The organism is Hydrogenophaga atypica (assembly GCF_042665215.1).
In the GTDB taxonomy this organism is placed as follows: domain Bacteria; phylum Pseudomonadota; class Gammaproteobacteria; order Burkholderiales; family Burkholderiaceae_C; genus Hydrogenophaga; species Hydrogenophaga defluvii_A.
This window is the reverse complement of sequence record NZ_JBHTCA010000017.1, coordinates 32,693-53,907: the sequence shown is the minus strand read 5'-3', so window position 1 is coordinate 53,907 and position 21,215 is coordinate 32,693. Positions and strand designations below refer to the sequence as shown.

Sequence of the window (21,215 nt, the reverse complement as noted above, 5' to 3'; positions counted from 1 at the left end):
CGTCAGTCCATGGCGATGCTGGAGAAGTCCAGGAACCAGTTTTGCGGCGGCACAAAACCCTTGACCTTGCGCGACATGGCACGTGGCGCCACATCGTGCGCAACGAACAGGAACAAGGCCTCGTTGACATACCGTTCGTGCGCCTTCTGGATCAGCGCGAGTTGCGCCTTGGTGTCGAACTCGGTGCGGATGCCGTCAAACAGCGCGTCCATCTCTTTGTCGCTGTAATAGCCCCAGTTGGTGCCCTTCGGGGGCATGAGGCCGCTGTCTACATGGCGAATGAGCGCGGTGAAAGGGTCCTGACTGAAATAGGAGCTGTTGGTGGTGGTGGCGACTTTGGTGGACGCGTCTTTCACGCCGGCGCGCCAGTTGGACAACAAGGCGTTCCAGTCCCGCACATCGAACTCCACCTGGATGCCAATTTCGGCCAAGTTCTGTTGGATGAACTCGTTCATCACCTGCGGCTGCATCTGACCCGAGCCGGCGAACGAGATGATGGAGCGCACCTTGAGCGGCTTGTCCTTGCTGTAGCCGGCCTGCGCCATCAAGGCCTTGGCGGCGGCCAGGTCGGTTTTGACCTCAAAAACTGGGCTTGCCAAACCACGGGCTGTTCGGCGGCACCATGCCCTTGGCCGGCACCATCATGCCGCCCAGCAGTTCCTTCATGCCTTCGCGGTCGATGGCCAGGTTGGCGGCCTTGCGGATGCGGATGTCGTTCCAGGGCGAGCCCTCGATGCGGGACAAGTGCCACGGCCACACATGAGGATAGACGTTGCTCACCAGCGCAAAACCGGCGTTCTTGAGACTGGGAATGGCGTCGGGCGGAGGCGCCTCGATCCAGTCCACCTGTCCGGCACGCAGGGCGGCCACACGGGCCGATGGATCGGGAACGGGCATGAGCACCAGTTTGTCGAGCTTGGGCACGCGGGCCTGGTTCCAGTAGGCGGGGTTGCGCGCCAGCACGGCACGCTCACGTGGCAGGTAGCTTTCCAGCTTGAACGGGCCGGTGCCTGAGGGCGCGCGCAGGAAGGCATCCCAGTTTTTGCCCACTGCGTGCCACTGGGCCGGGCTGGACATGACGATCCACGCCATCTGGAAGGGCAGCAGCGCGTTGACCTCGCTGGTCACCACTTCCACCGTCATGTTGTCCAGCGCCTTGTAGCTGGCCACGGTGGGAATGCGGGTCTTGCCTTGAGACGACTGTTTCGGGTCAAACTGCTCCGCCTTGGTGTTGAGGATCTTGTCCAGGTTCCAGACCACTGCCTGGGCATCAAACGCCGAGCCGTCGTGGAACTTCACGCCCGGGCGCAGCTTGAACACCCAACGCAGCTTGTTGGCCGGGTCCACCTTCCATTCGGTGGCCAAGGCTGGAATGAGGGAGGTGGGTTTGTCGGCGGAAGACAGGTCGTAGCCGATCAGGGCCTCGAACACCGTGTAGCCCATGAAGCGCATGCCCTCGGCCCCCTGGTCGGTCTGGCCGTTGGGCAAGGGGATGTCAGAGGACGTCATGGCCACCCGCAAGGTGCCACCGGCCTGCGCCGCCAGGGTGGCCGCCAGCACGGCCAAACCCACCACACCGGCACGCAAGTGGCGCGCCACCCCCAGGCCCGGAGAAGTCACACGAAACATGATCAAGTCCTTCACAAAAACGGCGGGAACGGTCCACTTTTGCGCAGAGCCATTTTCATGCCACGCTGCTTTCTTGAAAAAACATGGCTTGTGCTGCACCGCGTACCGGGTTGGTGCGCGCTGGCGGCTCGATACTTCAAAGGCGCACCAAAACGGCATGCCACGCACGCGTGTGCGCCTGCGGCACAATGCCGCTTCTATGCCCCACAACCGAGCCACTTTGCCCGCCGCCCTGCCCCTGTTTCCGCTGGGCACGGTGCTGTTCCCGGGTGGCTGGTTGCCGCTGCAGATTTTTGAGGTGCGCTACCTCGACATGGTGCAACGCTGCCACGAGCGCGGCGAGCCGTTTGGCGTCGTCACGTTGACCGAAGGCCACGAGGTGCAACAGCCGGCGCGCGATGGTTCGCCGGGCTTTGCACCCGAAGTCTTTTCAGACATCGGCACGCTGGCCCACATCGAAACGCTGGAACGCCCCCAGCCTGGGCTTTTGGTCATTGGCTGCCGAGGTGGCCAGCGCTTTCGACTGCAGCGCCGCGAGAAGCTCAAACACGGCCTGTGGATGGGCGACGCTGAGCCGCTGCCGGCCGACCCGCCCATGGCCATCCCCGACGACCTGGACAGCCTGCGCGAACTGCTGCTGGACCTGGGACGCCAACTCCACGCCCAGCACCCGGACGCCTTCCGACACCCGCTGGAAGGCGAGCACTGGCAAGACGCCGGCTGGGTGGCCAACCGCTGGTGCGACTTCCTGCCCGAACCCAATGAGGTGAAGCAGCGACTGCTGACACTGGACAACCCACTGCTGCGTTTGGAGCTGGTGGGCGACCTGGTGGACAAACTGCCCCGGGCCTGATCAGGGCAACAGCGACAACGCGTGCATGTAGCGCGCCGACACCATAAGCGTGTCCCAATCGGGTGCGGCTGCGGTGGGCAACAACGCCAGGCGGCGCTGCTCACTGGCTTCGCTGGGCGTCCAGCGGCCGGTCAGCTGGGCACGTGCCAGCGCGTCGATCACCTCGTCGATGGCCTCGCCACCGGCCACCAGCGACTGGTTGCACAACAAGGCCAAATCACCGCCGGCATCCAGTGCGGCCAACACCGCATCGGTGAAGCTCACCGGGCGTCCGTCGATCACGCGCGCGCCGGCCATGCTGAGATCATCACTGAACACCGCGCCCTGAAATCCCAGCCGATGGCGCAAGACGTCTTGCAGCCACACTGGCGAAAAACCCGCCGGCCGGCTGTCCACCTTGGGGTAGATGACGTGGGCAGGCATCACGGCGTCCAGCGTGGCCGACAGCCAGCCGTAGGGGGCAGCGTCGTCGGCCAGGATGGCCTTGAGGCTGCGTTTGTCCACCGGCACGTCGGTGTGGGAATCGGCCTTGACGAAGCCATGCCCAGGAAAATGTTTGCCGCAGTTGCCCATGCCACTCTGGCGCAGGCCATGCATGAGGTTTTGCGCGAGGGCAGCGACCACGCGCGCATCACGGGCAAACGCCCGGTCGCCAATCACCGTGCTGCCGCCGTGGTCCAGGTCCAGCACCGGGGTGAAGCTGAAGTCCACACCGCAGGCCCGCAGCTCGGCGCCCAGCACGTAGCCTGCCGCAGCGGCGGCATTGCAAGCGGCCAAGGCGTTGGCGCCGGGTGTGGTCTTGTCCGGGCGCAGCCACAGCTCGCCAAACGCGCGCATGGGCGGCAAATGCGTGAAGCCATCGGTGCGAAAGCGCTGCACCCGCCCGCCTTCGTGGTCCACCGCAATCAGCAGATCGGCGCGCACGGCCTTGATCTCGGCACACAAGGCTGTGAGCTGGGTACGGCTCTGCCAGTTGCGGCCAAACAGGATGATGCCGCCCACCAACGGGTGGGCCAGGCGCTGGCGGTCGGTGTCGGTCAACGAAAGGCCGGCGACGTCGATGATGAGGGGAGCGTGTGGTGTCATGTGGGAGGCCAGGAAGGGCGATTCGCCGCAGGGCCGCCCCAAGGCGAATCCGCCCCCTCGGGGGGCAGCGACCCGCGAAGCGGCGGAGCGTGGGGGTCAACAGTCTCCACCACGACAAAACTCGCGGCGTAATCGGTTTCGTCGGTGACGCTGACGTGAGCGCTGAGGCCACGGGCCTCGAACCAGGTTTTCAGCTCGCCGTGCAGTACGATGACCGGCTGGCCGCTGGGCAGTTTGGCCACTTCGCAGCTGCGCCAAGTCATGGGCATGCGCATGCCCAGACCAATGGCCTTGCTGAACGCCTCCTTGGCCGAAAAGCGTGTCGCCAGGTAGCGCAAGCCGCGCTCGGGCCAACGCGCGCTGCGGGCCTGCCAGGTGGCGAACTCCGCATCGCTGAGCACCTTGCGCGCGAAGCGCTCGCCATGGCGCTCCATGCTGGCGCGGATGCGGCGGACGTCACAAACATCCGTGCCGATGCCGAAAATCATATAACCCGCCGCCGGGCCGCCCCAAGGCGGGGCTGCTCCCCCGCGGGGGGCAGCGAACACACGAAGTGAGGAGCGTGGGGGCTGTTCATCACATGCAGGCCAGGTAGGCGCGCACGGTCTCGGCGTAGCCCATTTCCAACGCATCGGCGATCAGCGCATGGCCAATGGACACTTCGGCCACGCCGGGCACGGTGCGCACGAACGCCCCCAGGTTGTCGCGGTTGAGGTCGTGGCCGGCGTTGACACCCAAGCCCACGTCCAGCGCGGCCTGGGCGGCCGCGCGGTAGCGTTCCAGTTGGGCATCTCTTTCAGCGGTGTGCCAGGCAGCGGCATAGGGTTCGGTGTAGAGCTCCACGCGGTCCGCCCCCACCGCCTTGGCAGCGGCCATTTGCGCCGGCTCGGGGTCCATGAACAGGCTCACGCGGGCGCCCAGGGCGCGGGCCTCGGCAATGACCGGCATCAGGCGTTGCGCGTCGGACGGGAAGGCCCAGCCATGGTCGCTGGTGAACTGGCCTTGGCTGTCGGGCACAAAGGTGAGCTGGTGCAGTGGCAGGCCACGCGCCTTGACGTCACGCGCAACCTCCAGCAGGTTGTGGAAGGGGTTGCCTTCGATGTTGTATTCGCGGTCGGGCCAGGCCTTCAGCAACTCGCCCAGCTCGAACACGTCACCGGTGCGCACGTGGCGTTGGTCGGGGCGCGGGTGCACCGTGATGCCGTGTGCCCCTGCCTGCAGGCACAGCGTGGCGGCACGCGTGACGCTGGGAATGCCCAGGTGGCGGGTGTTGCGCACCAGCGCCACCTTGTTGACGTTGACGGACAGTGCGGTGTGTTGGCGACTCATTCGGTACGGAGCTGTGGGTGATCGGCGGCGGGTGGAACGGCTGGCACGGTGAGTGCCTGCACGTCCAGCACCATCTGGCGCGTTTTGAAGACACGCACGCCGCTATGGTAGTGCAGCAGGGTGCGCAGTTGCGGGCGCAATCCGTTGAGGCCCGGCAGGCAGGCCAGCAAGGTGTCGCTGAAGGGTGCATCACCGTCCAAGGCCCGTTGGATGCCCGCCCAAACGCTGCCGGGCAAGGCCTGGGCTTCACCGTCCAGCGCTTCGCGCAAACCGCCTTCGGGCATCAGCACATAGGGCGTGGTGGGCGACACGGCGTTCGGGCTGTGGCCCAAGGTGGCCAAACCAGGCAACCAGCCCAGTTCGCGCAGCAGCAGCAACTCAAACGTGCGCAGCACCGCCGGTTGCGCCACCACGCCTTCGGCCAGATGGCGCACCGCACTGGTGTAGTGGTCGAACAGCGCCTCGTGGGCATCGTCGCGCACCAGCAGGCGCATGAGCAGTTCGTTGAGGTAGTAACCCGACAGCAAGGCCTCGCCCGTGGGCATGACATGACCACCCGGCCAGTGCGCGGCTTTGAGCGTGCGCACCTCGGCATCGCCGCCCCAGTTCAGGCGCAAGGGCTGCAAGGGCAGCAGCACGGGGCGAAACTGCGAGGTGGGCTTTTTTGCGCCCTTGGCCACCAGGGCCACACGACCGTGGTGTCGGCTCCAGGTTTCCAGGATGAGGCTGGACTCGCTCCACGGGTAGCTGTGGAGGATGAAGCAGGGTTCGTCGGTGACGCGGGGGCTCATCGACCGTCAGGGCCACCGCGCCTGGCCGCCCCAAGCAAGGCCGCACCCCCACGGGGGGCAGCGACCCGCGAAGCGGCGGAGCGCGGGGGCATCACTCGTAGCCAAAAGAGCGGACACGGGCCTCGTCGTCGGCCCAGCCCGAACGCACCTTGACCCACAACTCCAGGAACACCTTGCAGCCCCAGAGTTTTTCCAGCTCGATCCGGGCTTCGGTTCCGATGCGCTTGAGTTTTTCACCCCGGTCACCAATCACCATGCCCTTGTGCCCATCGCGCTCAACAACAATGGTGGCGGCCACGCGCTTGAGGTTGCCGTCTTCCTCGAACTTGTCGATGACGACGGTGGAGGTGTAGGGCAATTCGTCACCCGTCAGGCGGAACAGCTTTTCGCGCACCATCTCGGCGGCCATGAAGCGCTCGCTTCGGTCGGTCAGGGCCTCGGCGTCGAACATCCAGGGTTGTTGCGGCAGGTACTTTTCGCAGATGCCGAAGAAGCGCGACACGTCGCGCGGGTTCTTGGCCGACATGGGCACGTACTCGGCGAACGCGTGGCGCTCCTGCATGCTGCGCAGCCAAGGGGCCAGTTCACCACGGCGGTGCACCAGGTCGAACTTGTTGGCCACCAGGATGGCGGGCACGTTGGCCGGCAGCAGCGACAACACCTTGGCGTCGGCCAGGTTGAAGTGACCGGCTTCCACCACAAAAACGATCAGGTCCACGTCGTTGACAGCACCCACCACCGTTTTGTTGAGCGACTTGTTGAGGGCGTTGCCATGGCGGGTTTGAAAGCCCGGTGTGTCCACAAACACGAACTGGGTGGCGTTCACCGTGCGCATGCCGGTGATGCGGTGGCGCGTGGTCTGGGCCTTGCGCGAGGTGATGCTGACCTTCTGCCCCACCAAGGCATTCATCAGGGTCGATTTGCCGACGTTGGGTTTGCCCACGATGGCAATGAAGCCACAGTGCTGCGCTTCGGGCGGCACCACCTCGGCCTCGGCCACAGGCGCGTCATCGGCCGGGGTGGGCTCGGCACCCGGTTGCCCCAGCGCGCGCGCCAGCATCGCCTCCAGGTCGGGGTCGGTGGGCGCGGTGTTGGTTGCGTCGGCAGGTTTCGGAGATTTGGGGCTCATCAGGGCAAGGTTCTGAGGTGTTGCAGCATGGCAGCCGCTGCGGATTGTTCGGCGGCGCGCCGTGAATTGCCGATGCCACGTTCGCTTCGACCCAACTCGGCCACCTCGCATTCGACGTCAAAGGTTTGTTTGTGGGCCTCGCCCAGGGTGGCCACCACACGGTACTGCGGCAGCTTCATTTTGCGACCCTGCAGCCACTCCTGCAACTCGGTCTTCGCGTCCTTGGCACTGGCCACCATCGTGGGATTGACGTCCACCTTCTGGTAGAGCCGGCGCACCAGCGCCTGCGCAGCGTCAAAACCGGCGTCCAGATAGACCGCACCGATGATGGCTTCCAAGGTGTCGGCCAGAATAGACGGGCGCTTGCTGCCACCGGAGCGCTTCTCGCCATCGCCCAGGCGCAACAGTTGTGGCAGCCCCAGCCCCACGGCCAGGCCATGCAAAGTGTCTTGTTTGACCAGGTTGGCGCGGATGCGGGACAGGTCACCTTCGGCCTGCTGGCTCAATTGCTCGTACAGCCAGTCCGAGACGGCCAGATTGAGCACCGAATCGCCCAAAAACTCCAGCCGCTCATAGTGCTCTGCGCCAAAACTGCGGTGGGTCAGTGCGCGCGACAGCAGTTTGGGCTGTTTGAAGGTGTGTGCCAGACGCTGCTGCAGCGCCTGCAAGTCGTCGCTCACGTGATCACTTGGAGTTGCCCTGGAGCTTGAAGGTCAGGTAGACCGGCCCGCCCAGGGGAATTTCGCGCTGGTAGGCAAAAGACACCACCACTTTGTCGTCTTCTTTGGTGATTTCCAGGTCTTTGCCCGCCACAGAGCTGAAGTCGTCGATGGCTTGGGCGCGGTCGAACGCAGCCCGCACCGTGGCCACGGTGGTTTCTTGGGCCGCCTTCTTGGAGGCCTTGATGATGGCCTGGTATTCCAGCATCACCGGCACGGCCTGGGCCACGATCACACCCAAAAAGGCCAGCACGCCCCCCACAAACAGCAAGCCGATCAGGGACATCCCACGCTGCGTCGATTTCATGCCCATCTCCAGAGGGTTGTTGACATTCCGATGCCGAACATCTTACTCATTGGAAAGACCCGATGCGCTTGAAATTGCCAAAGTTCATCCAGACAAAAAACGCCTTGCCCACGATGTTGGCCTCTGGCACAAAACCCCAATAACGCGAATCCAGGGAGTTGTCGCGGTTGTCGCCCATCATGAAGTACTGGCCTTCGGGCACCTTGCACACCACACCTTCGGCGCTGTAGCGGCACTGGTCGTTGAACGGGAACTCGGTGGCACCGGGCACAAAAGCCGGCCGACCTTCATCGTTCAAGGTGCCATAGGTTTTGCCGTCAAGCTGCTCTTGGAACTGCTTGCTGTAGCGCATGCTGTCGGCGTCAAAAAAGTCGGGCAGCGCCTGCGTGGGCACCGGCTGGCCGTTGACGGTCAGGCGCTTGTTCAGGTAGGCCACCTCGTCGCCCGGCACACCCACCACGCGTTTGATGTAGTCCAGGCTGGGTTGCGGCGGGTAGCGGAACACCATCACGTCGCCCCGTTGCGGCTCGTTGTTGGCGATGATCTTTTTGTTGATCACCGGCAAGCGCACGCCGTAGTGGAATTTATTGACCAGGATGAGGTCGCCCACCAGCAAGGTCGGAATCATGGAGCCCGACGGGATCTTGAAGGGCTCGAACAGGAAGGAGCGCAGCACAAAAACCACCAGGATCACGGGGAACAATCCAGCGGTCCAGTCCAGCCACCACGGCTGGGCCAGCAATTTCTGGCGGGCCGGCTCCGTGCCCTGGGTGTCGAACTTGGTGATGCCCTGGCGCTGAAGTTCGGCCAGGCGCTGGGCATGTTGTTCGCTCAGTTGTTGTGCGGCACGCTCGCGTTGGGGTTTGAAGTGCAGCTTTTCTGCCACCCAGTACACCCCGGTCACCACCGTGGCCAAAAACAGCAGCAGCGCGAAATTGCCCTCCACCATGCCCAAATACCAGGCACCCGCATAGGCCACAAACAGGCCCAGCACCACGGCGGTCACGCCACCCATCGTCGACTGCTGCATCAATCCTCCACTTGCAAAATGGCCAGAAACGCCTCTTGGGGCACTTCCACCGATCCGATCTGTTTCATGCGCTTCTTGCCCGCCTTCTGCTTCTCCAGCAGCTTGCGCTTGCGGGTGATGTCGCCGCCATAACACTTGGCCAACACGTTCTTGCGCAGTGCCTTGATGGTTTCGCGCGCGATGATGTTGCCGCCAATCGCGGCCTGGATCGCCACGTCAAATTGCTGGCGGCTGATGATCTCGCGCATCTTGGCAGCCACCGCACGCCCCCGGTACTGCGACTGCGAACGGTGGACGATGATGGACAGGGCATCGACCTTCTCGCCGTTGAGCAGGATGTCGACCTTGACCACGTCAGAGGCGCGGTACTCCTTGAACTCGTAGTCCATGGAGGCGTAACCACGGCTGACGGACTTGAGCTTGTCGAAGAAGTCCAGCACGATTTCACCCAGCGGCATGTCGTAGGTCAGCATGACCTGCTTGCCGTGGTAAGCCATGTTGATCTGGGCACCCCGCTTTTGGTTGGCCAGGGTCATGACGGCGCCCACGTACTCCTGCGGCATGTACAGGTGCACGGTCACGATGGGCTCGCGGATCTCCTCGATGCGGCCGATGTCGGGCATCTTGGAGGGGTTCTCCACCATGATGACTTCGCCGTCGCCTTTGACCACTTCGTAGACCACGCTCGGCGCGGTGGTGATGAGGTCTTGGTCAAATTCGCGCTCGAGGCGCTCCTGCACAATTTCCATGTGCAGCAGGCCCAGGAAGCCGCAGCGGAAGCCAAAACCCAGCGCCTGCGAGACCTCGGGTTCGTATTGCAGCGCGGCGTCGTTCAGCTTGAGTTTTTCCAGCGCATCGCGCAGGGCGTCGTACTCGCTGGCCTCGGTCGGGTACAGACCAGCAAACACCTGCGGCTGCACTTCCTTGAAACCGGGCAGTGCCTGTTCGGCCGGGCCGAGGTTGTTGGGCAGCTTCTTTTCCAGGGTGATGGTGTCGCCCACCTTGGCGGCCTGCAGCTCCTTGATGCCGGCAATGATGTAGCCCACCTCGCCCGCTTCGAGTGAGTTGCGCGGCTCGTTGGCCGGCGTGAACACGCCCAGATTGTCGGCGTTGTACACCGTGTTGGTGGCCATCATCTTGAAGCGCTCGCCCTTTTGCAGGCGACCATCGACCACGCGCACCAGCATCACCACACCCACATAGGTGTCGAACCAGCTGTCCACGATCATGGCGCGCAGCGGTGCGTTCGGGTTGCCTTTGGGCGCGGGAATGCGCGCGACCACGGCCTCCAGAATGTCTTCCACGCCCATGCCGGTTTTGGCCGAACAGGGGATGGCATCAGTGGCATCGATGCCAATCACGTCCTCGATTTCGGCCTTGGCGTTGTCCGGATCGGCGTTGGGCAAATCCATCTTGTTGAGGACGGGCACCACCTCCACACCGAGGTCGAGCGCGGTGTAGCAGTTGGCCACGGTCTGCGCCTCAACCCCCTGGCTGGCGTCCACCACCAGCAACGCGCCTTCGCAGGCACTCAGCGAACGGCTCACCTCATAGGAAAAGTCCACGTGGCCGGGTGTGTCGATCAGGTTGAGGTTGTAGACCTGCCCGTCGCGCGCTTTGTATTGCAGCGCGGCGGTCTGCGCCTTGATGGTGATGCCACGCTCTTTCTCGATGTCCATGGAGTCGAGCACCTGCTCGCTCATCTCACGGTCCGACAAGCCACCGCAACGCGAAATGATGCGATCGGCCAGGGTGGATTTGCCGTGGTCGATGTGGGCGATGATGGAAAAATTCCTGATGTGATTCATCACGAGAAAGGTTCAAACAAGGGCGTCGACAACAATGCCGAGACCTGGGACAGCACGGCCCTGCCACCGGGCAAAGCTCATGAAAAAGGGGCGCGTCAACTGGATGACGCGCCCCGAACCAACAATCAATGGCAACTGCGATAGTTGGGGCTTTATTTTAGGCAAAAAGCGGGGGGCACACCGCCAGGACCATCGAGAGGCGCGCCTGTTGCCAGGCGACAACGCTCAATTATCCACAGGTTAATCACATGATATTCGCTCACGCGCTGTCAGACCTGTGAGCAACTCGTCAGCCCTTTCGCATCGCGAACCGTCCCCGCACGACACGCCAGCAATCGATGGCGTTTGACCGGGATTTTACCGGTTCAGGTCACAATCGAAAAAAGTGGGCGTTTACTCACACAAAGGGACGGCAGCCCAAGCGGGTGCCCGGCGTCGTGCGAAAAGCCAACAGAGGGCAAAAAGCCCACCAGCGAGGTGGGCTTTTCACCGCCGCGTCACACGGGCATCAACGGGTGGCTGGGCGGATCACCGCGTACTGCGCCCATTCGCCACGGCGGAACAACACGTTGATGGGTCGCGACTTGTCGGCCTTGGCCACCACGGCTTCAAACTCCTTGAGCCCTCTCACCTCGGTGTTGGCCACGGCCAGAATCACGTCGCCCTCGCGCAGTCCGGCACGCGCAGCGGCGCCCTCGGCGCCATCGATTCGCACGCCGCCGTTGAGTTTGAGCTCGGCCTTGGCTGCATCGGTCAGCTCACTCAGACTCAGGCCCAAAGACTTGACCAGGCTGGTGGCAGGCGGTTTGGTGTCTTTGCTCTCGGGACGTTGGGCCACACGCTCTGGCTCGACCTCACCGATGGTGATGGTCAGATCTTTGGTGCTGCCGCGGCGGAAGACCGTGACGGTGCTGCGCGCACCCGGCTTGGTGTTGCCCACCAGGCGCGGCAGATCCACCGACTTTTCGATCGCCTTGCCGTCAAAGCGCACGATGATGTCACCCGGTTCGATACCAGCCTTGGCCGCTGGCGAATCGGGCTCCACGCTGCGCACCAAGGCGCCCTCAGGCTTGCCCAGGCCGATGGACTCGGCCACTTCCTTGCTGACCTGATCGATGCCCACACCAATGCGCCCACGCGTGACACGCCCACTGCTGCGCAACTGGTCAGACACGCGCACCGCCTCGTCGATGGGGATGGCAAAGGAAATGCCCTGGAACCCACCCGAGCGCGAGTAGATCTGGCTGTTGATGCCCACCACTTCGCCACGCATGTTGATCAGCGGGCCGCCCGAGTTGCCGGGGTTGATGGCGACATCGGTCTGGATGAAAGGCAGGTAGTCACCCGTGTCGCGCTGCTTGGCACTCACGATGCCGGCGGTGACGGTGTTCTCCAGCCCAAACGGCGAGCCGATGGCCATCACCCACTCGCCCACACGCAAGCGGGAGACATCGCCAATCTTCACCGCGTTGAGTCCGGTGGCCTCGATCTTGACCACGGCCACGTCGGTGCGCTTGTCGGTCCCGACGATGCGGGCCTTGAACTCGCGCTTGTCCGGCAAGGTCACGATGACCTCATCGGCACCGTCCACCACGTGGGCGTTGGTCATGATGAACCCGTCGGCGGTAAGCGCAAAACCGGAGCCCACACCACGCGGACGTTCGGCCTCCTCGCCATCGCGCTCGGCACGCGGGCCACGCGGCGTCACGCCCGGCGGAAGCGGAATACCAAAGCGGCGGAAGAACTCGAGCATCTGCTCTTCCTGACCGCTAGGCCGCGCACCCCCACGCACCTTCTCGACGGTGCGGATATTGACCACAGAAGGTCCGACCGCATCCACCAGATCGGTGAAGTCCGGCAAGCCCCGCACAGACGGTACGGCGCCCACACTCTGGGCCGCCAGCGGCTTGAGTGGCATCAGCGCAACCGTGGCCGCAACCGACAACGAGGTCACAAGGGCAACCGCCGCGAGGCGTTTCCCCCAGGGGCGGTGGGTGTGAATTTGCATGCTTGTCCTTCCTAAACGAACGGCTTCCACAAAATGGGGAATGGGGCCGATTCTTCAACCCCGCAGAGCACCGAGCCCCGCGTGTCGGTTGTGATCCGGGTTCAGCGCAGACGTTCCAGCGACTGCGCAAATTCGCGCAGCGTGGCCGGCGGCACCTCACCCATGGCGGTCAACCAATGCTGACCCAGTCGGACCGTGAGTGAATGGGTGGCACCCATGGACGAAGCGCCTTCACGGCGGTGCCGCTGCGCATCAAAGGGCTCCACAAACAACGACACCGAACTCAGGCCATCGGAAAACACCCATTGCATGGGCAGGCTGCCGGCGGGCGCTGCCGGGTCGCCGCGCGTGTGACTGCTCATGCCCTGAAAGCCCGGAACATCCTGGCGCAGCCGCCAGCCCTGGGCCTCAGGTGTGGTCTTGTTGAGCTGAGGCCGCAGGATTTTGTAGCCCTGCGTTTTGGCCATCAGCTTGCTGAGGGTGTCCATCTTCACCGGCGCGTCCAGCTGCAACTCGGAGAACACCATCTGCTCGATCACTTGACCCTGTCCGTCCAGCGTCTGCATCTTGACCGTCAGGCCGGTCTGCTTTTCAGACCACACGCGGTAGCCAAATCGCAGCGCATCGCGTGGCTGGATGTGCAACACGTCGGCGTCAAAACCGGCCACACGCTCCACACCCAGCAGGCGCAGCGTGTAGTGCTCCTCAATGGCATTGCCAGGCGTTTTGATCTGGTCGGGGAAGGGGCGCAGCGCCTCGCGTTTTTCAGCCCAAGCCACGCGCGATTCGGGCACCAGGGTGAGCACCTCGTCGTTCTTGCGCAAGGTCGTGCGCGCGGTGCCGGTGAGCGAATCAATGCGCTCCATCTGTTGTGTGCCATCGCACACATGCCAGATCTTCGAAGCCGACATGGTGGTGCCGGCGGAGACCACAAAGGTGCCAATGTAGGCCCGGCGGCGGGATGCGTCCTGCAGGCGGTCCAACCACTGGTTCAGGCTGGGCGGCGCGGCCGTGCCGCCGGATGCGGCACCGGGTGTCTGGGCCATGGCGCCCGAGGCCGCCAGCGCGACCCACAAGGCAAGGCCTGCCATCGGGCGGCCCAGGCCACGCGCCAACACACGGCAATCACCCACGCGGCTCATCGCTGCCCTTCCGGCAAGTCAAAGGCGGCGTTGCGCAGGAAGCCGGCCGGCATCTGCAACGCAGACATGCCACCCGCCTGGCGGTGGGCTGCCATCAACTCTTCAAGGCGCGGATCGCGCAGCACGGGGCCTTGTTCACCGGCCACCATCACCGGTGCCACCACCGGCGCCGCAGGGGCTGCCGCCACAGGCGCGGTCAGCACCGGTGCCTGCGCCAGCTGAGGCCCGGCGGCATCACTGGCACCCCCGGCACCCCCGGCACCCGACATGTTCCAGGCCACGGCCACCACAGCGGCCAAAGAAGCGAAACCCGCGAGCATCTTCCAGCGGAACACGGCGTCGTTGGCGGCTTCGGCGCGGGTGGGGGCCACCGCTACCGATACCGCCACCGGTGCTGGCGTGGTGGCGGCGCGCTCCTGACGCACCCGCTGCATGATGGCTGACACACGCTCAGCGTCGGCGGCCTGAGCGGGCGCGCCACGCAAGGCCTCCCCAATCACCTGGTAACGCGCCCAGGTGGCGCAAACCACGCCGCCATCGTCGCGCCACAGCGCCGCTGCGGCACCGGCATCGACTTCACCATCGACGAGCGCCGACAGCTGTTCGTGCACAGACCCATCGGCGACCGGCGGGTTCGCCGCGCCAAAAGGAACGTGGGCTGGAGTCGTTGGGCGGTTCATGGTCACACTCACAAAAAAAACGTCGTCGATGCCAATGCGTCACCAGCGCTTGCCGGACTGGTTTTCCAGCAAGGGCTTGATGCGGGCCGAAATCGCTTCGCGGGCACGGAAAATCCGCGAGCGCACGGTTCCGATCGGACAGTCCAGCGCCACGGCAATTTCCTCGTAGCTCAAACCATCGATCTCACGCAAGGTGATGGCTTGGCACAGCTCCGTGGGCAAGGCCTCCATGGCGGCATTCACGGCGGCAGCAATTTCCTTGCTGGCCAACACGGCCTCGGGCGTCTCGGCATCGGCAATCTGCTGCGTTGGTTCCAGATCGGCGCCGGAAGTTTCATCGTCGTCCGCCGATTTCATGGACGACATCAGGATCACCGGGTCGCGTTTCAGTTCCAGCAGTTGCTTCTTGGCGGTGTTGACCGCGATGCGGTAAAGCCAAGTGTAGAACTGGGCGTCACCTCGGAACTGTGACAGGGCCCGGTAGGCACGGATGAAGGTTTCCTGGGCAATGTCGGGCACCAGGTCCACGTCGCGCACCATGCGCCCGATCAGGCGCTCGATGCGTCGTTGGTATTTGATGACCAGCATCTCGAAAGCCCGCTCCTCGCCCGCCAGGGTACGCTGGACCAGCAAAACGTCGCTATCGGGTGCAGGCGGTGAGATGTGGTCGTCGGGGTTCATGGTCGCTGGAGTGGCCGCGAAATATACCCCATGGGTCAGACCGAGCCGGACGCGCGGTATCAAGTGCCTGCGTTTGATTCCCGTTGGCATGCCCACACCGCACGGCGCAGGTCATCCCAACGCGCCACATCGCGCTGGCGTTCCAGCCAAACCCAACGCGGCACCGCAGAAGGGGCATGCAGTCGCAACAAGAGCAGTGTCTGGCCATCCCAAGCCAGCTCAATCGCAGACAGGAGGTGGGCGTCGTTCGCGCCGTCCGCCGACCACGTCCACTGGCCTCGGACCCAGCGCAGCTGTCCCTGGGGGCTCCGTCGCCAATGCCGAAAAGCCAAAGCCGCTGCCAAACACCAGCCGAGCAAGCCCAACACCAGAAAACGTGCCGCGGCAGGGTGTTCGCGTGGATCAGCCCCCACGGTCGCGGCGGTGAGCAGTGTGCCCAGCAACAACAAACACAAACCCAGCAGCACGCCACCCTCCCAAAAACAACGCCCCACCGGGTAAGACACCGGCGGGGCGTGGTAGCGGGGCGTGCCCGGCATTCAGCAAAGGTGGCTCAGACGCGCTTGAAGATCAGCGTGCCGTTGGTGCCGCCAAAACCGAAGTTGTTTTTCATCGCCACATCGATCTTCAGGTCGCGCGCGGTGTTGGCGCAGTAGTCCAGGTCGCACTCGGGGTCCTGGTTGAAGATGTTGATGGTCGGCGGGCTCTTCTGGTGGTGCAGCGCCAACACGGTGAACACCGATTCGATGCCACCCGCGCCACCCAGCAGGTGGCCGGTCATGGACTTGGTCGAGTTGACCACCGTCTTCTTGGCGTGCTCACCCAGCGCGGCCTTGATCGCATTGGTTTCGTTCACGTCCCCCAGCGGGGTGGACGTGCCGTGCGCGTTCAGGTAGTCGATCTGATCGGCGTTGATGCCGGCGTTGCGCAAGGCCAGCACCATGGCGCGGCGTGGGCCGTCCATGTTGGGTGCGGTCATGTGGCCCGCATCGGCGCTCATGCCAAAACCCGCCAGTTCGGCGTAAATCTTGGCGCCACGCGCCTTGGCGTGTTCGTACTCTTCGAGCACCAACACACCCGCACCTTCGCCCAGCACAAAACCATCGCGGTCCTTGTCCCAAGGGCGGGATGCGGTGGCGGGGTCGTCGTTGCGGGTGGAGAGCGCACGCATGGCGGCAAAACCGCCAATGCCCAGGGGTGACACGGTGGCTTCGGAGCCGCCCGCCACCACCACGTCGGCGTCACCGTATTCGATCAGCCGGCCAGCTTCACCGATGCAATGCAGGCCGGTGGTGCAGGCGGTCACGATGGCCAGGTTGGGGCCTTTGAAACCAAAGCGCATCGACACATGACCGGCGATCATGTTGGAGATGGACGCTGGCACAAAAAACGGCGAAATGCGCCGGGGCCCCCGGTTGGTCAGTTCGGCGTGGGTCTCTTCGATCATTGGCAAACCGCCAATGCCCGAACCGATCACACAGCCAATGCGCTCGGCGGCATCGCCATCGAGCGCGTCGCCCACCTTCAACCCGGCGTCGGCCACGGCCTGGGCCGCAGCGGCGATGCCGTAGTGGATGAAGGTGTCCATGCTCCGCGCCTCTTTGGCGCCGATGTAGGACTCGAGCGGAAAATTCTTGACCTCACCCGCAATTTTGCAGGCGAAGTTGGAGGCATCGAATTTGGTGACCAGGTCAATGCCGGAGCGACCGGCGAGCAGGTTGGCCCAGGCTTCGTCCACCGTGTTGCCCACGGGACTCACGCAGCCCAGACCGGTCACGACAACACGGCGTCTGGTCATGCCAAATCAAGCCTTCTGGTGGTTGACTGCGTAGTCGATGGCGTTTTGCACCGTGGTGATCTTCTCCGCGTCTTCGTCGGGGATCTCGATGCCGAATTCGTCTTCCAGCGCCATCACCAGTTCCACGGTATCGAGCGAGTCAGCGCCCAGATCGGCCACGAAGGCTTTTTCGTTGGTGACCTGGCTTTCCTCCACGCCGAGTTGCTCGGCAATGATTTTCTTCACACGTGCTTCGATATCGCTCATAAGTCCCTCAAAGGGTGGTTGGATTGAAGGCCGCCATTTTAGCCGGGCTAGGGTATCGCACCTAAAAGTGCCCCTGCCGACCCGCCGGGCGGATTCAAACGACGTTTGAGAACGGTTTCAGGCCATGAACATGCCGCCGTTGACGTGCAGTTCTTGACCCGTGATGTAGGCCGCCTGGGGCGAGGCCAGGAAGGACACCGCGTGTGCGATGTCGGCCGGCTTGCCCAGGTGGCCCAGGGGAATCTGGCCGAGCAGCGCCTTTTGCTGTTCTTCGGCCAGGCTGGCGGTCATGTCGGTCTCGATGAAACCGGGCGCCACGCAGTTGACGGTGATGTTGCGGCTGCCGAGCTCACGCGCCAGGGCGCGGGTCATGCCGGCCACACCGGCTTTGGCGGCCGCGTAGTTGGCCTGCCCCGGGTTGCCCGAAGCACCCACCACACTGGTGATCGCGATGATGCGGCCATAGCGCTGCTTCATCATGGGTCGGATGACGGCACGGCTCATGCGGAACACGGCCTTGAGGTTGGTGTCCAGCACCGCGTCCCAGTCGTCGTCCTTCAGGCGCATGGCCAACATGTCCCGGGTGATGCCGGCGTTGTTCACCAGCACCTGCAAGCCGCCATGTTCTTTCACGATGGCGTCCACCAGGGCTTCGCCATCGGCCGCGTTGTTGACGTCGAGCTTGGCGCCACGGCAACCGGCGTGCGCCGACAGGGCCGCGCTGATCTTGGCCGCACCGTCGTCGCTGGTGGCGGTACCAATGACCTTGAGGCCTTGCTGGGCCAGTTGCAGCGCAATCGCCGCGCCAATGCCACGCGAGGCACCCGTGACCAGGGCCACCTGGCCTTCGAACTTGATCTCGCTCATGCCAGCAACTCCTTCACGTCGGCCAGCGTGGCCGGATCGAACAACGCGGCGCCGGTCAGTTCGGCGTCGATGCGCTTGGTCATGCCCGCGAGCACCTTGCCAGGGCCACATTCCACCAGCGTGCTGATGCCACGTGCTTTGATGGCCTGAACACACTCGACCCAGCGCACCGGACCAAAAGCCTGGCGGTACAAGGCGTCGCGGATGCGGTCCGAGTCGGTTTCCACCGTCACATCGATGTTGTTGACCAAGGGGATCTGCGCGGCCGCAAACACGGTATCGGCCAACTTGACTTTGAGCTTGTCGGCTGCCGGCTTCATGAGGCTGGAGTGGAACGGCGCGGACACCGGCAAGGGCAACGCCCGTTTGGCCCCGTTGGCCTTGAGCACCTCGCAGGCCTTTTCAACGGCGGCCTTGCTGCCGGCGATCACGGTCTGGGCGGCGTCGTTGAAGTTCACCGCCTCCACCACCTCGGCACTGCCTGCGCCAAACGTGGCCTGCGCCTCGGCACAGCCGGCGATGACCTTGGCCGCATCCATGCCCAGGATGGCGGCCATGGCGCCGGTGCCCACCGGCACGGCCTCTTGCATGGCGGCCGCGCGAAAGCGCACCAGCGGCGCCGCCTGAGCGAGGGTCAACACGCCAGACGCCACCAGCGCCGAATACTCACCCAACGAGTGACCAGCCACGGCCGCAGGCAAGGCCCCGCCCTCGGCACGCCAGACACGCCACGCGGCCACGGCCGCCACCAGCATCACCGGCTGGGTGTTGGTGGTCAGGGCCAGGGCCTCTTTGGGGCCTTCGTGGATCAGGCGGCCCACGTCCTCACCCAAAGCATCAGACGCCTCTTTCAGGGTTTCGAGCACCACGGGGTGGTCGCCCCAGGCGTCCAGCATGCCCACGGACTGGGAGCCCTGGCCGGGAAATACAAAAGCAAAGGATTTCATGACATCAACCTCGGGTGGGCAGACGCCCACACACTGAATGAATCAAAACCGGGGTTCGCGCTCAGAACGTGAGCAGCACCGCACCCCAGGTGAAGCCACCGCCCACACCTTCGAGCATGAGTTTTTGGCCTTTCTGGACCTGCCCGGCGCGCACCGCGTGGTCCAGGGCCAGCGGAATGGAGGCAGCCGACGTGTTGCCGTGCTGATCGACCGTGACCACCACCTTGTCCATGGGCAGCTTGAGCTTGCGCGCGGTGCTGGTCATGATGCGGATGTTGGCCTGGTGCGGGATCAGCCAGTCGATGTCGGTGTCCTGCAAACCCGCTTTGGCCAGCGTGGCCCGGGCAGCGTCTTCCAGCACGCCCACGGCCAGCTTGAACACCGCCTGTCCGTCCATCTTGAGGGTCGGATCGCCCAACACCTGACCACCCGACACCGTGCCCGGCACACACAGAATGCCCACGTGTTTGCCGTCGGCGTGCAAATCGGTGGCAAGAATGCCCGGCGTGTCGCTGGCCTCCAGCACCACAGCGCCAGCACCATCGCCAAACAGCACGCAGGTGGTGCGGTCGTTGAAATCGAGGATGCGGCTGAACACCTCGGCGCCGATCACCAGCGCCTTGTGGGCGGTGCCGGTGCGGATCATGGCGTCGGCCACGGTCAGCGCGTAGACAAAACCGCTGCACACCGCCTGCACGTCAAACACCGGGCAGCCTGCGATGCCCAGCTTGTGCTGCAGGATGGCGGCCGTGGAGGGGAACACCATGTCCGGCGTGGACGTGGCGACGATGATGAGATCGATGTCCTGCGGCTGCAAGCCGGCGGCATCGATCGCGCGACGGGCCGCTTCGGCGCCCAGGTCGCTGCTGCACACGTCGGGCGCAGCAAAGTGGCGCGCCCGGATGCCCGTGCGTTCCACAATCCATTCGTCTGACGTTTCCAGACCCCGGGTGGCCAACTCGGCCGCGAGGTCGGCATTGGTGACGCGGCGCGGCGGCAAGTAGCTGCCGGTGCCGGTGATGCGAGAAAAAGCGCTCATTTAATCTGGGGTGGCCGCGGAGACGGGCACAGCGCTGGCGCCGGTCAACAAAGGCGCGGCGTGCGCAATGCGGGCCTGCACACGTTCCAGCAGGTGGTTGCGGGCCGCATCATACGCCCGGTTCAAGGCCTGCTCAAAAGCAAAGGGATCGGCCGAGCCATGGCTCTTGAACACCAGCCCGCGCAGGCCCAACAAGGCCGCGCCGTTGTAACGGCGGTAGTCGGCGCGTTTTTTGAAAGCAGATAACACCGGATAAGCAACAACAGCTGCCATTTTGGTGAAGATGTTGCGAGAGAACTCTTGTTTGAGGAAGGCAGCGATCATCGACGCCAGGCCTTCGCTGGCCTTGAGGGCGACGTTGCCCACAAATCCGTCGCAGACCACGATATCGGCCGTGCCCTTGAAGATGTCGTTGCCCTCAACGTTGCCGATGAAGTTCAGGTCGCCCGCGTCTGCGGCGCTGCGCAGCAGCTCGCCGGCCTTCTTGATGACTTCGTTGCCCTTGATGGCTTCGGAGCCGATGTTGAGCAGGCCCACGGTGGGCTGCGGTTTGTTCTTGAGCACCGAATCGAGGGCCGAGCCCATGACAGCGAACTCCAGCAGGTGCTGTTCGGTGCAGTCCACATTGGCGCCCAAATCGAGCACCGTGGTCGAGCCACCCAAGGCATTGGGCATGGGATAGGCAATCGCGGGGCGGTCGATACCGTCGAGGGTTTTGAGCAGATAGCGCGCAATCGCCATCAAAGCCCCCGTGTTGCCGGCAGATAACACCGCCTGGGCGCGGCCATCTTTGACCTGCTGTATCGCCACCCGCATCGACGAGTCCTTCTTGCGGCGCAGCGCCACCTCGACCGGGTCGTCCATCGCCACCACCTCGCTGGCGGGCACCACGGTGGCACGCTCGTGCACAAAGCCCTTCAAAGCCTCGGGCAAACCCACCAGCAGCAGGTGCACGTCGGCATGGCGCTCCAACAGGCGCCGACAGGCCGGCAAGGTGATGGCGGGACCGTGGTCGCCGCCCATGCAGTCAACGGCAAGGGTGATCATGCGTGCAAACAAAAAGGCCCGAGGCTACTGATGGCGTAGCGCCGGGCCTTGATTGGGCTGAAAAAGCCGTGAAACCGAT

The 21,215-nt window shown here is 64.2% G+C and carries 23 protein-coding genes; 1 reads left to right on the top strand and 22 read right to left on the bottom strand.

Annotated features, from left to right (window positions below; translation table 11 throughout):
- Positions 1-2: 2 nt before the first annotated feature.
- Together ACFQPB_RS17460 and ACFQPB_RS17455 are read right to left on the bottom strand one after the other, a co-directional pair.
- Positions 3-599: an ABC transporter substrate-binding protein gene (locus ACFQPB_RS17460; protein ID WP_382226007.1), complete on the bottom strand. Its 597-nt coding sequence runs from the start codon at positions 597-599 to the stop codon at positions 3-5.
- Positions 580-1,629, bottom strand: a complete 1,050-nt coding sequence (locus ACFQPB_RS17455) for an ABC transporter substrate-binding protein (RefSeq protein WP_382226004.1) — start codon at positions 1,627-1,629, stop codon at positions 580-582. The genes ACFQPB_RS17460 and ACFQPB_RS17455 overlap by 20 nt, the downstream gene beginning before the upstream one ends.
- A 157-nt stretch (positions 1,630-1,786) precedes the next feature.
- Here ACFQPB_RS17455 and ACFQPB_RS17450 point away from each other — a divergent pair, with 157 nt between their 5' ends.
- A complete protein-coding gene (locus tag ACFQPB_RS17450; RefSeq protein WP_382226002.1) occupies positions 1,787-2,482 on the top strand; it encodes an LON peptidase substrate-binding domain-containing protein in 696 nt (231 codons plus the stop codon).
- On the opposite strand, the gene nagZ is transcribed toward ACFQPB_RS17450, so the two are convergent.
- The 20 genes from nagZ to plsX form a co-directional block, all read right to left on the bottom strand.
- On the bottom strand, positions 2,483-3,568 hold the full coding sequence (nagZ, locus tag ACFQPB_RS17445) for a beta-N-acetylhexosaminidase (protein WP_382225999.1): 1,086 nt from the start codon (positions 3,566-3,568) through the stop codon (positions 2,483-2,485).
- Complete coding sequence (acpS, locus tag ACFQPB_RS17440; protein ID WP_382225996.1) at positions 3,565-4,056, bottom strand: holo-ACP synthase; 492 nt, start codon at positions 4,054-4,056, stop codon at positions 3,565-3,567. The genes nagZ and acpS overlap by 4 nt, the downstream gene beginning before the upstream one ends.
- Positions 4,057-4,144: 88 nt before the next feature.
- Positions 4,145-4,897, bottom strand: coding sequence for a pyridoxine 5'-phosphate synthase (locus ACFQPB_RS17435; RefSeq protein ID WP_382225993.1), 753 nt, complete (start codon positions 4,895-4,897; stop codon positions 4,145-4,147).
- Positions 4,894-5,688, bottom strand: coding sequence for a DNA repair protein RecO (gene recO / locus ACFQPB_RS17430; RefSeq protein ID WP_382225991.1), 795 nt, complete (start codon positions 5,686-5,688; stop codon positions 4,894-4,896). The genes ACFQPB_RS17435 and recO overlap by 4 nt, the downstream gene beginning before the upstream one ends.
- Positions 5,689-5,779: 91 nt before the next feature.
- The gene (gene era / locus ACFQPB_RS17425) at positions 5,780-6,817 is read right to left on the bottom strand and encodes a GTPase Era (RefSeq protein WP_382225988.1); all 1,038 of its coding nucleotides are present in this window, start codon (positions 6,815-6,817) and stop codon (positions 5,780-5,782) included.
- Positions 6,817-7,497 carry a ribonuclease III gene (gene rnc / locus ACFQPB_RS17420; protein ID WP_382225985.1) on the bottom strand — a complete coding sequence of 227 codons (681 nt, stop codon included), beginning with the start codon at positions 7,495-7,497 and terminating at the stop codon, positions 6,817-6,819. The genes era and rnc overlap by 1 nt, the downstream gene beginning before the upstream one ends.
- Before the next feature lie 4 nt (positions 7,498-7,501).
- Positions 7,502-7,843, bottom strand: a complete 342-nt coding sequence (locus ACFQPB_RS17415; RefSeq protein ID WP_382199290.1) for a DUF4845 domain-containing protein — start codon at positions 7,841-7,843, stop codon at positions 7,502-7,504.
- 46 nt (positions 7,844-7,889) lie between these two features.
- Positions 7,890-8,858, bottom strand: coding sequence for a signal peptidase I (gene lepB, locus ACFQPB_RS17410; RefSeq protein ID WP_382199336.1), 969 nt, complete (start codon positions 8,856-8,858; stop codon positions 7,890-7,892).
- Between the two features lie 14 nt (positions 8,859-8,872).
- Positions 8,873-10,681 (bottom strand): translation elongation factor 4, encoded by a 1,809-nt coding sequence (gene lepA / locus ACFQPB_RS17405; protein ID WP_382199289.1) that lies wholly within the window; start codon positions 10,679-10,681, stop codon positions 8,873-8,875.
- Positions 10,682-11,189: 508 nt separating this feature from the next.
- Positions 11,190-12,689, bottom strand: a complete 1,500-nt coding sequence (locus ACFQPB_RS17400; RefSeq protein ID WP_382225982.1) for a Do family serine endopeptidase — start codon at positions 12,687-12,689, stop codon at positions 11,190-11,192.
- Between the two features lie 101 nt (positions 12,690-12,790).
- Positions 12,791-13,831 (bottom strand): MucB/RseB C-terminal domain-containing protein, encoded by a 1,041-nt coding sequence (locus ACFQPB_RS17395; protein WP_382199287.1) that lies wholly within the window; start codon positions 13,829-13,831, stop codon positions 12,791-12,793.
- Positions 13,828-14,511 (bottom strand): sigma-E factor negative regulatory protein, encoded by a 684-nt coding sequence (locus ACFQPB_RS17390; RefSeq protein WP_382225979.1) that lies wholly within the window; start codon positions 14,509-14,511, stop codon positions 13,828-13,830. Before ACFQPB_RS17390 ends, ACFQPB_RS17395 begins: the two co-directional genes overlap by 4 nt.
- A gap of 39 nt (positions 14,512-14,550) precedes the next feature.
- The gene (gene rpoE / locus ACFQPB_RS17385) at positions 14,551-15,192 is read right to left on the bottom strand and encodes an RNA polymerase sigma factor RpoE (protein ID WP_382199285.1); all 642 of its coding nucleotides are present in this window, start codon (positions 15,190-15,192) and stop codon (positions 14,551-14,553) included.
- Between the two features lie 59 nt (positions 15,193-15,251).
- Positions 15,252-15,731 carry a hypothetical protein gene (locus ACFQPB_RS17380; RefSeq protein WP_382225976.1) on the bottom strand — a complete coding sequence of 160 codons (480 nt, stop codon included), beginning with the start codon at positions 15,729-15,731 and terminating at the stop codon, positions 15,252-15,254.
- Positions 15,732-15,745: 14 nt separating this feature from the next.
- On the bottom strand, positions 15,746-16,990 hold the full coding sequence (gene fabF, locus ACFQPB_RS17375) for a beta-ketoacyl-ACP synthase II (protein WP_382199284.1): 1,245 nt from the start codon (positions 16,988-16,990) through the stop codon (positions 15,746-15,748).
- Positions 16,991-16,996: 6 nt separating this feature from the next.
- Positions 16,997-17,236 (bottom strand): acyl carrier protein, encoded by a 240-nt coding sequence (gene acpP, locus ACFQPB_RS17370; RefSeq protein WP_382199283.1) that lies wholly within the window; start codon positions 17,234-17,236, stop codon positions 16,997-16,999.
- A gap of 117 nt (positions 17,237-17,353) precedes the next feature.
- On the bottom strand, positions 17,354-18,103 hold the full coding sequence (gene fabG, locus ACFQPB_RS17365; RefSeq protein ID WP_382199282.1) for a 3-oxoacyl-ACP reductase FabG: 750 nt from the start codon (positions 18,101-18,103) through the stop codon (positions 17,354-17,356).
- Positions 18,100-19,050, bottom strand: coding sequence for an ACP S-malonyltransferase (fabD, locus tag ACFQPB_RS17360; RefSeq protein ID WP_382199281.1), 951 nt, complete (start codon positions 19,048-19,050; stop codon positions 18,100-18,102). Before fabD ends, fabG begins: the two co-directional genes overlap by 4 nt.
- A gap of 61 nt (positions 19,051-19,111) precedes the next feature.
- Entirely contained in the window at positions 19,112-20,089 is a 978-nt protein-coding gene (locus tag ACFQPB_RS17355; protein ID WP_382225973.1) for a beta-ketoacyl-ACP synthase III, read from the bottom strand.
- Positions 20,090-21,136 (bottom strand): phosphate acyltransferase PlsX, encoded by a 1,047-nt coding sequence (plsX, locus tag ACFQPB_RS17350; RefSeq protein ID WP_382199279.1) that lies wholly within the window; start codon positions 21,134-21,136, stop codon positions 20,090-20,092.
- Between the last annotated feature and the right edge of the window lie 79 nt (positions 21,137-21,215).